Here is a 14,345-nt window from a genome sequence, read left to right on the forward strand (position 1 = left end):
CCATGAGGTTGCCGGCCAGCGGCCGGCACTACCATTCACGCTTCGCGGTTCAGAACCCCATCACGCAACCGATACTGCACATCGACCACGCCCTCGGGCAGGTCATCGTGGGTGATCATCAGCAGGCTGCGGCCGTCCAACAGGCTGGCCAGATCCTGCAGCAGCGCGCGCGCGGTATCCACGTCCAGGCCCTCGGTCGGTTCGTCCAGCAGCAGGATCGGCGCATTGCGCAGCAGCGCGCGCGCCAGTGCCAGGCGCCGTGCCTGACCGGCCGACATGGTCGCGCCGTTCTCGCCCACCCAGGTCTGCAGGCCACCATTGTGCTCGGCCCATTCGCCCAGGCGCACGCGACGCAGCACCGCCCAAAGCGCCGCGTCGCTGGCATTGGGATCGCCCAGGCGCAGGTTCTCGGCCACACTGCCGGCAAACACCGGGGCGTTCTGCGGCAACCAGGCCAGTTGCCGATGCCAGTCGGCCTGGGCGAAGTCGCGCAGGTCACGGCCACCGTAGGTCAACTGCCCCTGCTGCGGATCCCACAGCCGCAGCAGCAGGCTGGACAGTGTGGTCTTGCCACTGCCGCTGTCGCCGCGGATGGCAATGCGCTCACCCGGTGCCAGGGTCAGCTGCAGGCCGGACAGCACCGGACGCACCGCGCCTGGCCACTGGAAATGGATGTCATCCCAATGCACGCGCGCCGCCTGCGGCACCGGCTGCGGCGCCTGCGGGTCTTCCACCGTCGGCGGCTGCTCGACGATGGCCTGCAGCCGCTCAGCGGCGATGCGCCCGGACTGCAGCGACTGCCAGGCCAGGCCCATGCCCGCCCACAGCTCGATCATCGCCACGGTCAGGAACACCAGCCCAGCAGCCATTTCCGGCGCGATCCGCTGCTGCTCCGCTTCATGCAGGGCCAGTGCCAGCATCGCCACCAGGCCCAGCCCGGCAACCAGGCCATGCAGGGTCGAGGCCGCGATCAGGCGCCAACGCCGACGACGATCACGCGAGGCCAGCTGCTTGGCGGCCACCCGCACCTTCAGCTGCCATGCGGTGCTGGCATGCAGCGCGGCCAGATCACCCGCGCCTTCCAGTCCTTCGAACGCGGCGGTGCGCAGCGCAGCGCGATGTGCGGCGCGATCGGCCTCCTCATCGTCACGGCCACGCACGCCCAGCCACGGCACCCCGAAGCTGATCAGCACCGCCAGTACCGCCAGCAGCACGGCCGCCGAAGGCAGGATCACAGCGGCCGAAGCCACCCCCACCAGCGACAACCCGCCCAGGGCCAACAGGGGGCCGATGGCGCGCACCAGCAGGCCATCCACCTCGCCGATGTCACCCAGCAGCCGTGCCAGCAGCTCGCCGGTACGCGTCGCGCCCAACCGCGCCGGTGCCAGCGGCAGCGCGCGTCGGAAGAACCACACGCGCAGGTCACGGGCGATGCGCAGGGTCACGTCGTGCCCCACCAGCTTTTCGAAGTAGCGCGACGCGATGCGCGCCATGGTCAGCCCACGGATGCCCGCCGAGGGCGTGAAGAAATTGAAGCCCTGACCGAGGCCGGCGGCACCGGCCAGCGCCGCGGCGGTCAGGAAGCCGCCCGACAACCCCAGCAGGGCGGTGCCGGCCAGCATCGTGGTCCACAGCAGCAGCACGGCCAGCAACAGGCGCGCGCGATGGCGCAGGAACACCGCACGCAGCGAATCCGGCGAACGGCTCATGCGCGCACCGCCTGCGCCGGCTCAACCAGCCGCCCTTCGGGCAGCAGCAGGCAACGGTCAGCCCATGCAATCACCGCTGGGCTATGGGTGGCGACCACCACGCTGCGCCCGCGCGCATAGGCGGCCAGGCTGCGCAGCAGCGCGGCTTCGGTGTCGGCGTCAAGGAAGGCGGTGGGCTCATCCAGCAGCAGTACCTGTGGATCGCGCAGCAGCAACCGGGCCAGGCCGATGCGGCGTGCTTCACCACCGGACAGCCCGAAGCCGCGCTCACCGATCACGGTATCCAGCCCCTGCGGCAGGCGCTGTGCGAACTGCAGCACCTGCGCGGCTTCGGCCACCGCACGCAGGCGCGCGTCGCTGGCACCCGGATCGGCCAGCCGCAGGTTGTCGGCGATGCTGCCATGGAACAGGTAGGGCCGCTGGCTGGCATAGGCGACCTGCAGCCCCGGCCGCAGCTGCACCTTGCCCGCACGAGGTGGCAGCCAACCGGCCAGCGCTTCCAGCAACGTGCTCTTGCCACTGCCACTGGAGCCCACCAGCGCCAGCCGCTGGCCCGGCTCCAGTGTCACATCGAGGTCCTGCAGCACATCGTGCGGCGCACCCAATGGGCGAAGCACCAGCCCCTGTGCCTGCAGCGGCGCCATCGCCACTTCGGCCGGCTCCTGTGCCATCGGCGCCATTTCGTCATCGGCAAGAGCCGCTTCTTCCGGCAGCACCTGCAGAAGGCGCTCCACTTCAGCGGCTGCGGCCAGCGCATTGGCACGGTCGTGGTAGTGCGCTGCCAGCCGCCGCAGCGGCGCGTAGAACTCCGGCGCCAGCAGCAGGCAGAACAGGCCCGCACCCAACGTGGGCACCGTCGCATGCAACGACATCAGGCCCAGATAGCTCAGCCCCAGGTACAGCGCGACCATCGCCACGCTCACCGAGGCGAAGAATTCCAGCACGGTGGACGACAGGAAGGCGATGCGCAGTACCTTCATCGTGCGCACGCGCACGCCTTCTGCAGCCGCTTCGATACCGTCCAGCTCGGCCTCGCCGCGGCCGTACAGGCGCAGCAGGCCCAGGCCCTTGATGCGATCGGCGAAGTGCCCGCTCATCCGTGCCAGTTCACCCAGCTGCGCACGGCCGGCCGCTTCGGCACCCCAGCCCACCAGCATCATGAAGAACGGCACCAGCGGCGCGGTGAACAGCAGGATCAGCGCCACCACCCAGTCGACCCAGGCCACTGCGGCGAGGATCAGCAGCGGTACCACCACCACTTCGGTGCGCACCGGCAGGAAACCGCTGTAATAACTCTCAATCGCATCACCGTGATGCAGCATCAGCTCTCCGAGCTCGCCGGTGCGGCGCTGGCGCAGCCACAGCGGGCCGTGGCCCAGCAGCCGCGCGAACACGCGTTCGCGCAACGCCAGCCGTGCGGCGTCGGCTACATCACCCGCTGCGGCCTGGGTGGCGCTGCCCAGCAGCGTACGCACGATCAGGATCACGGCCAGCGTGGCCAGCACCGGCAGGCCCGAGGCCAGCGGTGCACGCTCGACGAGCACCTGCTGCACCAGCCAGGCGATGGCGGCGGCCTGGCCGATCAACAGCGCGCCGGACAGGCTGATGCACAACGAGGCCAACCGCTGGCGGCCACGCGCGGACCGCGCCAGATCGGCCAGCCACGCGCTGCGGACACGTCGCAACCGGGTCGATTCGTCATCGGAAACAGGGGCGTCAGCAGTCGGTTCGGCGGCGCTCAAGGGTCTTCACAGGCAACAGGGCATTGGCAGGCATTGTAGGCGCAGGCAACGGCCTCCCCCTGCGGCCGGCGGTCGCAGTCCTCGGTGGGTTGGCATACGATCCTCCTGAATACCCATTCATACATTGATCTGGATCAAGGCTGTTTGAAGTAGTCGGTCACATCATTCACCCCGTAGACCACCCTTCCCGCCACCTGCAACGGCACTATCCAACGAGGTAGCCAGGCCATGATTGATCAGACAGTCGTAGAACTGTCGCGGCTGCAATTCGCTCTGACCGCGATGTACCACTTCCTATTCGTCCCGCTCACGCTTGGCCTGTCCTTCATGGTGGCCATCATGGAGAGCGTGTACGTGATGACCCGCAAGCAGGTCTGGCGGCAGATGACCCTGTTCTGGGGTGCCCTGTTCGGCATCAACTTCGCCATCGGCGTGGCCACCGGCCTGGTGATGGAGTTCCAGTTCGGCATGAACTGGTCGTACTACAGCCATTACGTCGGTGACATCTTCGGTGCGCCGCTGGCCATCGAAGGCCTGATGGCGTTCTTCCTGGAAGCGACCTTCATCGGCCTGTTCTTCTTCGGCTGGAAGCGCCTGACTCCGGTCAAGCACCTCACCGTGACCTGGCTGATGGCGCTGGGCACCAACCTGTCGGCGGTGTGGATCCTGATCGCCAACGGCTGGATGCAGAACCCGACCGGTGCGGTGTTCAACCCGGAAACGATGCGCATGGAAGTGGTCGACTTCGCCGCGGTGCTGCTGAACCCGGTGGCCCAGGCCAAGTTCGTGCATACCGTCAGTGCCGGCTACGTGACCGGTGCGATCTTCGTGATGTCGATCAGCGCGCTGTACCTGCTGCGCGGCAAGTACAAGGACATGGCCCGCCGTTCGTTCGCGGTGGCCGCAGCCTTCGGCCTGCTGTCCTCGCTGTCGGTGGTGGTGCTGGGTGACGAAAGCGGTTATGCCGCCAGCGAACACCAGAAGATGAAGCTGGCCGCGATCGAAGCGATGTGGGAAACCGAGCGTGCGCCGGCCGACTTCACCGCCTTCGGCATTCCCAACCAGGACACCCATCAGAACGACTATGCGGTGAAGATCCCGTACCTGATGGGCCTGATCGCCACCCGCTCGCTGGACCAGCCGATTCCCGGCATCCTGGAACTGGTGGAACGTGCCGAGCACCGCATCCGCGGCGGCCAGATCGCCTACGGCGCGCTGGAACGGGTGAAGAAGGACCGCAACGATCTTGAAGCACGCGAGATGTTCGATCGCCACTGGCAGGATCTCGGCCATGGCCTGCTGCTGAAGCGCTACCGCGAAGACATTCTCAACGCGACCCCGGAAGAGATCTCCAAGGCGGCGATGGACACCGTGCCGCGCGTGGCTCCGCTGTTCTGGACCTTCCGCATCATGGCGGGCCTGGGCTTCTACCTGATCGCCTTCTTCGCGTTGGCCTTCTACTTCTCGTGCCGCAACAACTTCCAGGACAAGCGCTGGTTCCTGCGGTTGGCGGTGTGGTCGCTGCCGGCACCGTGGATCGCGATCGAATGCGGTTGGTTCGTTGCCGAGTACGGCCGCCAGCCGTGGGCGGTGGACGGCGTGCTGCCGACCTTCTACGCCGCATCGGGCCTGGCACTGCATGAAATCCTGACCACGCTGGCGGTGTTCACCAGCTTGTACACGGTGCTGCTGATCATCGAGATCAAGCTGATGCTGAAGGCGATCCGCAAGGGTCCGGACGACATCCTGCCGACGCTGCAGGCCGATATCCGCCCTGTTTCCCCCAATGCAGTCGCCCCCGGCCAGGCCTGAGGCAGGAGAATCCAGATGGAATTCATTGCACTTGATTACACCACGCTCCGCGTGATCTGGTGGCTGCTGCTCGGCATCCTGCTGATCGGCTGGGCCGTGATGGATGGTTTCGACCTTGGCGTCGGCACCCTGTTGCCGTTCGTTGCAAAAACCGATGAAGAACGCCGACTGGTGATCAATACCGTCGGCCCGGTGTGGGAAGGCAACCAGGTGTGGCTGGTACTGGGCGGCGGTGCGATTTTCGCCGCATGGCCGCCGCTGTATGCGGTCAGCTTCTCCGGCTTCTACCTGGCGGTGTTTGCGATGCTGTTCGGGCTGATCCTGCGCCCGGTCGGCTTCAAGTACCGCAGCAAGCTGCCGTCCAAGCGCTGGCGCGACAACTGGGACCGCGTGCTGTTTGTCGGTGGCCTGCTGCCGGGCCTGATTGCCGGCGTCGCGGTGGGCAACGTGCTGCTGGGTGTGCCGTTCCACTTCGATGACACCCTGCGCGTGACCTACACCGGTTCGTTCTTCGGCCTGCTCACGCCGTTCGCGCTGATTGCCGGCCTGATCAGCGTCGCCATGCTGGTTTCGCATGGTGCGGCCATGCTGGTGATCAAGACCGACGGCCCGGTGGCCGAACGTGCCGCACGTTACGGCAGCGTCGCCGCCATCATCAGCTTCGTGCTGTTCGCCGTGGCCGGTGCCTGGGTGGCCTTCGGCCTGCCGGGTTACCAGATCACCTCGCAGGTGGTCACCGATGGCCCGACCAACCCGCTGCTGAAGACCGCCGAACTGGGCACGGCTGCCGGTGGCTGGCTGCGCAACTACAGCTCCATGCCGGCGACGCTTGTGTTCCCGGTGCTGGGCCTGCTGGGCGCACTGGCCAGCGCGGTGCTGCTGCGCGCACGTCGTGGCGGCCTGGCCTTCATCGCCTCGGGTGCATCCATCGCCGGCATCATCCTGACCGTCGGCTTTGCGATCTTCCCGTTCCTGCTGCCGTCCTCCAGCCAGCCCACCTCCAGCCTGACCGTCTGGGACAGCTCGTCCAGCCACCTCACGCTGTGGGTCATGCTGCTGGCCACGGCCATCTTCCTGCCGATCATCATCGCCTACACCACCTGGGTGTACCGCGTGTTGAAGGGCAAGACGACGGTCGAGGACATGGACGACAACCCCAACGCCTATTGATTGCCAGCGTGCCGACCCACGGTCGGCACCTGTCTTGCACAGAGGAGATTGAACATGTGGTATTTCGCCTGGATCCTCGGCGCCGGCCTCGCCTCGACGGTCGCCATCCTCAACGGCATGTGGTTTGAAGCCCGCGAGCAGAACCGTATCGAGAAAGAAAATCGTCGCTGAGCTGTAAAAAAGCCTTGCCGCCCTGGTCTTCACACGGTATCTTAGGCGGCTCCTTCGGGGTGTAGCTCAGTCTGGTAGAGCGCTACGTTCGGGACGTAGAGGTCGCAGGTTCGAATCCTGTCTCCCCGACCACTCAAGTGGTCGCATTGAAGCCTGGTGAAGTCGTCCAGGCTTTTTTGTTCCCTGAAGTGGCACTGCTTCGGCAGTGTGAAGAAAACAGCATCCACCCCTTGCCGCCATCGGGGTGAATCGCTAGAATAGGCGGCTCCCTTCGGGGTGTAGCTCAGTCTGGTAGAGCGCTACGTTCGGGACGTAGAGGTCGCAGGTTCGAATCCTGTCTCCCCGACCACTTCGGTGGTCACCAAGAAGCCTGGAAGACATCACTGTCCTCCGGGTTTTTTTGTGCCTGCGGCCCGGGACCGGACCGGCCGGCCGCAACGCCACTGGCCAGCCACGTACAATGGCCGCCTCCCCCACCTGCCGCTTCGGCGTAGACCGATGCCGGCGCTGCATGCCACCACGTCGGCGTGCGACACCTGCAAGGACCACCGATGAGCTCCTCCACTTCCGATTCGCCGTCGCTGCTGCACGGCCGCGTCCTCGCATTCGCCGCGATCCTGCTGGCCGCGATCAACCTGCGCACTGCGGTCACCTCGATCACGCCCCTGCTCGATGTGCTCGGCCAGCAGTTCGGTTTCGGCACCACCATGACCGGTGTGCTGGGCATGCTGCCCACCGCCTCGTTCGCGCTGTTCGGTGTAGCCACGCCGGCACTGGCGCGGCGCCTGGGCCTGGAGCGCACCACCCTGCTGGCCATGCTGATGGCCGCCGCCGGCCTGCTGCTGCGCTCCAGCGCCGGCAACGTCGGCACGCTGCTGCTGGGCTCGGTGATCGCACTGGCCGGCATGGGCATCGGCAACGTGGTGGTGCCGCCACTGGTGAAGCGTTACTTCGCCAACAAGGTCGGCACCATGAGCACGCTGTACATCAGTGTGCTGCAGCTGGGCACGATGATGCCGGCGCTGCTGGCGGTGCCGGTGGCCAATGCGGCCGGCTGGCGGGTGTCGCTGGGCATGTGGGCACTGCTGGCGCTGGCGGCGAGCCTGCCGTGGCTGCTGCTGGCGCGCCGTGCGCCAAAGCCGGCGCTGGACGCCAACGACCCGACCGCACAGCCGCATGGCAAGGTCTGGCGCACGTCGCTGGGCTGGAGCATGACGTTGATGTTCGGCATGACCTCGCTGATGACCTATTCGATGTTCACCTGGCTGCCGCGCATCGTGGTCGAAGCCGGTGGCACGCCCGCCTTCGGCGGGGTGATGGTGGCGGTGTTCTCGGCACTGGGCCTGCTGCCGTCGCTGGTCATCCCATCGATGGCGGTGCGCCTGCAGAACCCGTTCCCGCTGGTCCTGATCGGCTTCTTCTCGTTCGTGATCGCCTTCACCGGCCTGCTGCTGGCACCGATGAAGGCGCCATTGCTGTGGGCCTGCCTGCTCGGTGTCGGCCCGTCCACCTTCCCGCTGGCACTGACCCTGATCAACCTGCGCACGCGCACTCCGACCGGCTCGGCCGCGCTGTCCGGCTTCATGCAGGGTGTGGGCTACAGCTTCAGCTGCCTGGGGCCGTTCCTGGTCGGCTGGCTGCACACCGTCAGCGACGGCTGGACGATCCCATTCAGCTTCCTGTTCGGCTGCGCCACCCTGATGCTGTGCGCCTCGTGGGTGGCGTGCAAGCCGCGCAAGCTGGAAGACCTCTGGTAAGCCTCCACCGGGGCCGCCTGCCGGTCCCGTCTACCGCCGGTCAGTCTTCACGCGCATTTTGACGCCGGGCTGACAATTCCGGGCGGATAGTGCCCACGAATGCCCATCCTTGCCGCGTGCCGGCATCGGGCATGGGGGCGGCAACGCCGTCCAGGCCACCACTCGGTGTGCGGGGGACTCTCGTTTCAGACAAGACATTGCAGGTCGCTGTCCTGGTTCTACCCGTCCTGCTGGATGGGAATGCGCGAGGGAGTGACGCAGGCCACGGCCATCCCAAAATCTGGCATGTGATGTGCGTCACATTTTTCAGGTTGTCTGGTTCGGAAGCCAAGGGGGTCCCCAATGGTTGTCCACCGCCGGCTGGCGCTCTGCGTCGGCCTTGCCTGCTCCGCCCTGGCCTGGGCCAGCGGCGCTGCCCCGCCTGATCGCGAGGCCGCCCTGGCCGAGATCGGCCGCTACCGCGCCCAGGCCCGCTGGCTGGACGCACTGGGCGCGATCGAGCGCGCCAGCCAGCAGCAGCCCAACGATGATCTGCTGTTCAAACTGCGTGTACTGACCCTGGGCGACATCGGCAATGCCTGGCGCGCGTGGGAGCTGTACCAGCAGCGCCCGCAGCTGTTCGATGCTGCACAGAAGCAACGCATCGAGGGCGACTACCTGGCCAAGCTGGTGGTCTGGAGCCTGGCCTACAGCAGCAGCGAGGACGCCCGCCTGGAAGAAGCCGAATCGACCCTGGCGCGCATGCAGCGCTACCTCGGCAGCGAAGGCACCCCACCCGAGCAGGCGCCGCTGCGCATCCGCATGGACCGGTTGATCCTGCTCAACCGGCTCGGCCGCCATGCGCAGGTGCGCGAGGAAGCACGGGCGCTGCAGGCCGAAGGTCATGCGCTACCCGACTACGTCCTGCCAGCGGTCGGTGATTCGTTGATGGGCACGCTGCATCCGCAGGAAGCCATCCCGGTGCTGCAGGCGGCCGTGGCCGGCGATCCCACGCGCGACGCCTCGCATTCGGAACTGGCCTATGCCTACCTGGAGAGCGAACAGCAGGAAAAGGCCATCGGCCTGCTGCAGGCGTGGCGCGACAAGGAACCGGCCTGGCGCTGGAGCAACGGCAAATCACCGTATGCAAACTGGTCACGCTACGAGGCCGACCTGAACCTGGCGATGGTGCGCGCCTACAGTGGCGACCTGCCGACCGCCCAGCACGAGCTTGAATCGATGGTTGATATCGCCCCCGGCAACGGTGGCCTGCAGAGCGCGCTGGGCAGCGTGTACATGATGCGCGGTTGGCCACGCATGGCCCTGCAGCGCCAGCAGATGGCGCATGCACTGGACCCGCGTGACATCGAGCCGCGGCTGGGTATGGAAGAGGCCTACGTCGCCCTGCAGCGCGATGACCTGGCGCGGCCACTGCATGACGACCTGCTCGCGCGCTATCCCACCCAGCCTGCCGTCGAACGCATGGACCAGGCCTGGCGTGCACATCGCGGCTGGCAGCTGAAGGCATGGACCGACATCGGCCGCAGCTCCGGCGGTGGCGGCACTTCGCCACTGGGCAACAACGACCGCCATTACGGTCTTGAAGTGGAGACACCGATCCTCGATGACCGCTGGCGGTTGTTTGCGCTCGCAGACCGGCGTTCGATCGACTTCCAGGACCAGCGCATCGATCCGCTGTGGCTGGGCGCCGGCGTGCGCTACCGCTTCGGCCGGCTGGATGCGGAGGCGGCGGTGCTGCGTGCCAACGACCACATCGGTGATACCGGCCTGCGTGCCAGCGTGGGCTGGCAGTTCAACGACTACTGGCATGCCGGACTGATTGCCGCACGCAATGATCCGGAGGCCTCGATGCAGGCGCGCGCTGCCGGCATCACCGCCGACAGCGTGAGTGCACAGGTGGACTACCGGCGCAGCGAACGCACCCACTGGATGTTCGGCGCCAGCCGCTTCCGCTACGACGACGGCAATCATCGCGAACTGTTCAGTACCCGCGTCGAGCAGCGGCTGCTGACCCGACCGCGCTGGCTGATCGATGGCCTTGCCAGTGCCTATACCAGCCGGGGCAGCCGCGACGATGCACCCTACTTCAACCCCAGTCGTGACCGCATGGTCGAGATCGGCCTGCGCATCGACCAGCAGCTGTGGCGGCACTATGAACGCCATTTCCGGCACCGGCTGACGGTCTCGCTGGGCGACTACTGGCAGGACGGCTTCGGCAGTGCACTGGTGCCGTCGGTGTCCTACCTGCACGAGTGGCAGATCGGCCAGGGCCGCGTGTTCGAGTATGGCGTGCGCTGGTCGCGGCCGGTCTACGACGGCCACCGCGAGCGTCACATCGGCTTCGAAGCCGCACTGCGCTGGGGAGACTGACATGACCCGCATCCTGCGACTGATCGTGCTCCTGCTGCTGGGCGTCACGCCACCCGCCCTCGCGCAGCAGGCCGTGCATCTCGACGCGGCCGACAACGGCCTGCTGATCCTCAGTTATCACGACATCCGCGACCAGGTCGCAGCCAAGGGCGACGCCGATACCTATGCGGTGAGCACGCAGAACTTCGCCGCACACCTGGACTGGCTGGGCGCGCATGGCTATCACCCGGTGTCGCTGTCGCAGCTGATCGCGGCCTCGCAGGGCCGCGCCACGCTGCCCCCGAAACCGGTACTGCTGACCTTCGATGATGGCCTGCGCAGCGTCTACGACAAGGCCTTCCCGCTGCTGCAGGCCTACCGCTATCCGGCCCTTGTAGCAGTGATCACCGACTACGTGGACATGGCGCCGGGCCGCACCATCGATTACGGCTACCGGCCGTTCGGCCGCGATGACTTCGTCACCTGGGCACAGCTGAAGCAGATGCACGACAGCGGCCTGATCGAGGTGGCCAGCCATACCGACGACCTGCACCATGGCGTGATCGCCAACCCACAGGGCAACTCCACCCCAGCGGTGGTCACTCGTGTCTATACGCCCGCGACCCACAGCTACGAGAGCGAAGCGCAGTACCAACAACGCCTGCGTACCGATCTCTCGCGCAGCGTGCAGCGCATCGAGCAGCACCTGGGCGTGCGCCCGCGCGCCATCGTCTGGCCGTATGCCGCGTACAACCAGCTGAGCAACGATATCGCCGAGCAGCTGGGAATGCCGGTCTCGTTCGACCTGGAAGGCCGCAGCACGCCGGTGGCCAGCGATCTGCACGGACTGGCGCGCTTCCTGGTCAGCGACAACCCGACCGTGGAGGGACTGGCCTACGAACTTCGCCGCGACGTCGCACTTGATGGCGTCCGCGCCCTGCAGGTCGACCTCGATGCTGTCTACGATCCCGATCCTGCACAGCAGGCGCGCAATCTGGATGCACTGATCGAGCGGGTCAAGCGGATCGCGCCGACCCACGTCTACCTGCAGGCCTTTGCCGACCCCGATGGCAACAACACCGCCGATGCCGTGTACTTCCCCAACCGGCACATGCCGATGCGCGCGGACCTGTTCAGCCGCGTCGCGTGGCAGCTGAAGTCACGTGCCGGAGTGAAGGTGTACGCGTGGCTGCCGGTGCTCGGTTTCGAGCTGCCCGATCCGGCGCAGCGACAGGCGCTGGCGATCCGCAATGGCGATGCCGATGGCATGTACCGGCTGGACTTCACCAACCCCCAGGCACGCCAGATCATGCTCGACATCTACGAGGATCTGGCGGTCAATTCCTACTTTGAAGGGCTGCTGTTCCATGATGACGGCTACCTGCGCGACACCGAGCTGCCCGCGCTGGGCGCAGGCAGCGATGGCAGCGCGCGTACGCAGGCGCTGATCGACTTCACCCTGGCCCTGCGCGACCGCGCACAGCGCTGGCGGCCGAAGCTGGCAACGGTGCGCAACCTGTACGCCGAGCCGGTGCTGCGCCCGCAGAGTGAAGCCTGGTTCGCGCAGCGCCTTGACCTGTTCAACAAGGCCTACGACCAGACCGCGCTGATGGCGATGCCGTGGATGGAAGGCAGCAGGCACCCGGAGCGCTGGCTGGACCAGCTGCTGGCCGATGTACGCAGGCACGATCCGCAGCTGCAGCACACGTTGTTCGAACTGCAGACTGTTGACTGGCGCAGCGGCCAGCCGATTCCGGCCGATCGCCTGCGTGCACAGATCCGCCAGCTGCAGGCGCAGGGCGTGCATCACTTCGCCTGGTACCCGGATGACTTCATCGCCGGCCAGCCCTCCACCCACGATGCCCGTGCGGCCATGTCCGCCGGCAACTTCCCGTACCCGGAGAAGTGACATGGACATGCATCCGTTGCTGCAGGTCCTGTTCCAGTTCGCCTTCTATTACCCGATGGTGATGGCGTTCTTCTGGATGTCCGGCGGGCTGTACTACTACTTCCGGCGCGAACGGCATTCGCGGCCGCGCAATGATCCACCGCTGATGATCGATCCACCGTTCGCCAGCCTGCTGATTCCCTGCCACAACGAATCGGAGAACCTGGACGACACGCTCGGCGCGGCACTGGCACAGCGCTATCCGGCCGACTACGAGGTGATCGCCATCGACGATGGCAGCAGCGACGACACCGGTGCCCGCCTGGATGCGCTGGCCGCGAAGCACCCGCGGCTGCGCGTGCTGCACCTGGACCGCAACCTGGGCAAGGCCAATGCACTGCGCATGGGCGCGCTGGCGGCACGCTCGGAATACCTGGTGTGCATCGACGGTGATGCGATGCTGGAGGAGCACGCGCTGCACTGGATGATCTGGCACCTGGTCAGCGGCAGCCGGGTCGGCGCGGTCACCGGCAACCCGCGCATCCGCAACCGCTCCACCCTGCTGGGCCGGCTGCAGGTGGCCGAGTTCTCCTCGATCATCGGCATGATCAAGCGCGCGCAGCGCGTGTACGGACGCATCTTCACCATCTCGGGGGTTATCGCCGGCTTCCGCCGCACCGCCCTGCACCAGGTGGGATGGTGGTCGGATGACATGGTCACCGAGGACATCGACATCAGCTGGCGGCTGCAGCGTGCGCACTGGGACATCCGCTACGAGCCCAACGCGCTGTGCTTCATCCTGATGCCGGAAACGCTGAAGGGGCTGTGGCGGCAGCGTCTGCGCTGGGCCCAGGGTGGCGTGGAGGTGATGCTGCGCCACGCACGTTCGCTGCTGCACTGGAAGGAGCGGCGCATGTGGGGCGTATTGCTGGAGTACGTGCTGAGCGTGGTCTGGGCCTACACCATGCTGTTCATCGTGGTGCTGTGGGCGTTGGGCAAGTTCATCGAAATGCCGCCGCAGCTGTACATCGCCAGCCTGCTGGCCCAGTGGCATGGCGTGATCCTGGCGCTGGTCTGCCTGCTGCAGTTCGCCAGCAGCCTGATCATCGACCGCCGTTACGAAACACAGATAGGACGCAACTATTTCTGGGTCATCTGGTACCCGATGGCGTACTGGCTGATCAGCCTTTCCACCACCCTGGTGGCACTGCCGAAGACATTGCTGCGCCGGCGCAGCAAGCGCGCCACCTGGACCAGCCCTGACCGGGGAATCCGATGAACACACAACACCCATCCAACCGCTTCGATTCACGGATGATCCGCAAGCCACACCACCAGCCTCGTTTTCAACGCACTGCATGGGGCTTCGTCACCCTGGCGTTCTGGGGCTTTTATTTCTACCTGTGGGCCCCACTGGTCACCCTGGTGTCGTGGCTGGTCGGCGGCCAGCTGGCCTGGCAGCAGCTGTACGAACGACAAAGCCAGTTCGATCCGTATGTGCTGGTGGCGCTGCCGCTGATGCTGCTGTGCGCCAGCATGTTGCTGATCGGTTGGGCCGAGTACAACCGCGCACGCTTCCGTGGCCACGAGCGGCGCCTGCCACGGCCGCTGGCCAGTCTCAACGAGGTCGCCGCTGACCTGGGTGCCAGCACCGGCCTGGCCGAACGCCTGCTGGGCTGCAAGGCCGCCACGCTGCACATGGACGATCACGCGCGGCCGATCGGCATCCGCCGGGAAGTGGTGTGAC

The 14,345-nt window shown here is 66.5% G+C and carries 10 protein-coding genes and 2 tRNA genes; 10 read left to right on the forward strand and 2 right to left on the reverse strand.

Annotation, left to right across the window (positions count from 1 at the left end):
• Positions 1-35 precede the first annotated feature (35 nt).
• Both cydC and cydD read right to left on the reverse strand, forming a co-directional pair.
• Positions 36-1,709, reverse strand: a complete 1,674-nt coding sequence (cydC, locus tag SMAL_RS13775; RefSeq protein WP_012511630.1) for a thiol reductant ABC exporter subunit CydC — start codon at positions 1,707-1,709, stop codon at positions 36-38.
• On the reverse strand, positions 1,706-3,451 hold the full coding sequence (cydD, locus tag SMAL_RS13780) for a thiol reductant ABC exporter subunit CydD (protein ID WP_012511631.1): 1,746 nt from the start codon (positions 3,449-3,451) through the stop codon (positions 1,706-1,708). Before cydD ends, cydC begins: the two co-directional genes overlap by 4 nt.
• A 228-nt stretch (positions 3,452-3,679) precedes the next feature.
• Here cydD and SMAL_RS13785 point away from each other — a divergent pair, with 228 nt between their 5' ends.
• The 10 genes from SMAL_RS13785 (at position 3,680) to pgaD (ending at position 14,344) form a co-directional block, all read left to right on the forward strand.
• Positions 3,680-5,263 (forward strand): cytochrome ubiquinol oxidase subunit I, encoded by a 1,584-nt coding sequence (locus SMAL_RS13785; protein WP_006378378.1) that lies wholly within the window; start codon positions 3,680-3,682, stop codon positions 5,261-5,263.
• Positions 5,264-5,278: 15 nt separating this feature from the next.
• Entirely contained in the window at positions 5,279-6,433 is a 1,155-nt protein-coding gene (gene cydB / locus SMAL_RS13790) for a cytochrome d ubiquinol oxidase subunit II (RefSeq protein WP_012511632.1), read from the forward strand.
• A 54-nt stretch (positions 6,434-6,487) separates the two neighbouring features.
• Positions 6,488-6,604, forward strand: a complete 117-nt coding sequence (gene cydX, locus SMAL_RS13795; protein ID WP_005410354.1) for a cytochrome bd-I oxidase subunit CydX — start codon at positions 6,488-6,490, stop codon at positions 6,602-6,604.
• A 55-nt stretch (positions 6,605-6,659) separates the two neighbouring features.
• Positions 6,660-6,736 (forward strand) — tRNA-Pro (locus SMAL_RS13800).
• A gap of 140 nt (positions 6,737-6,876) precedes the next feature.
• A tRNA-Pro gene (locus SMAL_RS13805) sits at positions 6,877-6,953 on the forward strand.
• 202 nt (positions 6,954-7,155) lie between these two features.
• Positions 7,156-8,361 (forward strand): CynX/NimT family MFS transporter, encoded by a 1,206-nt coding sequence (locus SMAL_RS13810; protein WP_012511633.1) that lies wholly within the window; start codon positions 7,156-7,158, stop codon positions 8,359-8,361.
• A 342-nt stretch (positions 8,362-8,703) separates the two neighbouring features.
• Positions 8,704-10,731: a poly-beta-1,6 N-acetyl-D-glucosamine export porin PgaA gene (gene pgaA / locus SMAL_RS13815; RefSeq protein ID WP_012511634.1), complete on the forward strand. Its 2,028-nt coding sequence runs from the start codon at positions 8,704-8,706 to the stop codon at positions 10,729-10,731.
• A 1-nt stretch (position 10,732) separates the two neighbouring features.
• Positions 10,733-12,619 (forward strand): poly-beta-1,6-N-acetyl-D-glucosamine N-deacetylase PgaB, encoded by a 1,887-nt coding sequence (pgaB, locus tag SMAL_RS13820; RefSeq protein WP_012511635.1) that lies wholly within the window; start codon positions 10,733-10,735, stop codon positions 12,617-12,619.
• A gap of 1 nt (position 12,620) precedes the next feature.
• A complete protein-coding gene (gene pgaC / locus SMAL_RS13825) occupies positions 12,621-13,877 on the forward strand; it encodes a poly-beta-1,6-N-acetyl-D-glucosamine synthase (protein ID WP_012511636.1) in 1,257 nt (418 codons plus the stop codon).
• Entirely contained in the window at positions 13,874-14,344 is a 471-nt protein-coding gene (gene pgaD / locus SMAL_RS13830) for a poly-beta-1,6-N-acetyl-D-glucosamine biosynthesis protein PgaD (protein WP_012511637.1), read from the forward strand. The genes pgaC and pgaD overlap by 4 nt, the downstream gene beginning before the upstream one ends.
• Position 14,345: the final 1 nt, after the last annotated feature.

This window comes from Stenotrophomonas maltophilia R551-3 (assembly GCF_000020665.1).
In the GTDB taxonomy this organism is placed as follows: Bacteria; Pseudomonadota; Gammaproteobacteria; order Xanthomonadales; family Xanthomonadaceae; genus Stenotrophomonas; species Stenotrophomonas maltophilia_L.

Coding starts and splice junctions, on each gene's coding strand:
- pgaA (WP_012511634.1), top strand. CDS start 8,704: ATGGTTGTCCACCGCCGGCTGGCGCTCTGCGTCGGCCTTGCCTGCTCC.
- cydC (WP_012511630.1), bottom strand. CDS start 1,709: ATGAGCCGTTCGCCGGATTCGCTGCGTGCGGTGTTCCTGCGCCATCGC.
- SMAL_RS13785 (WP_006378378.1), top strand. CDS start 3,680: ATGATTGATCAGACAGTCGTAGAACTGTCGCGGCTGCAATTCGCTCTG.
- cydX (WP_005410354.1), top strand. CDS start 6,488: ATGTGGTATTTCGCCTGGATCCTCGGCGCCGGCCTCGCCTCGACGGTC.
- SMAL_RS13810 (WP_012511633.1), top strand. CDS start 7,156: ATGAGCTCCTCCACTTCCGATTCGCCGTCGCTGCTGCACGGCCGCGTC.
- pgaB (WP_012511635.1), top strand. CDS start 10,733: ATGACCCGCATCCTGCGACTGATCGTGCTCCTGCTGCTGGGCGTCACG.
- pgaC (WP_012511636.1), top strand. CDS start 12,621: ATGGACATGCATCCGTTGCTGCAGGTCCTGTTCCAGTTCGCCTTCTAT.
- pgaD (WP_012511637.1), top strand. CDS start 13,874: ATGAACACACAACACCCATCCAACCGCTTCGATTCACGGATGATCCGC.
- cydB (WP_012511632.1), top strand. CDS start 5,279: ATGGAATTCATTGCACTTGATTACACCACGCTCCGCGTGATCTGGTGG.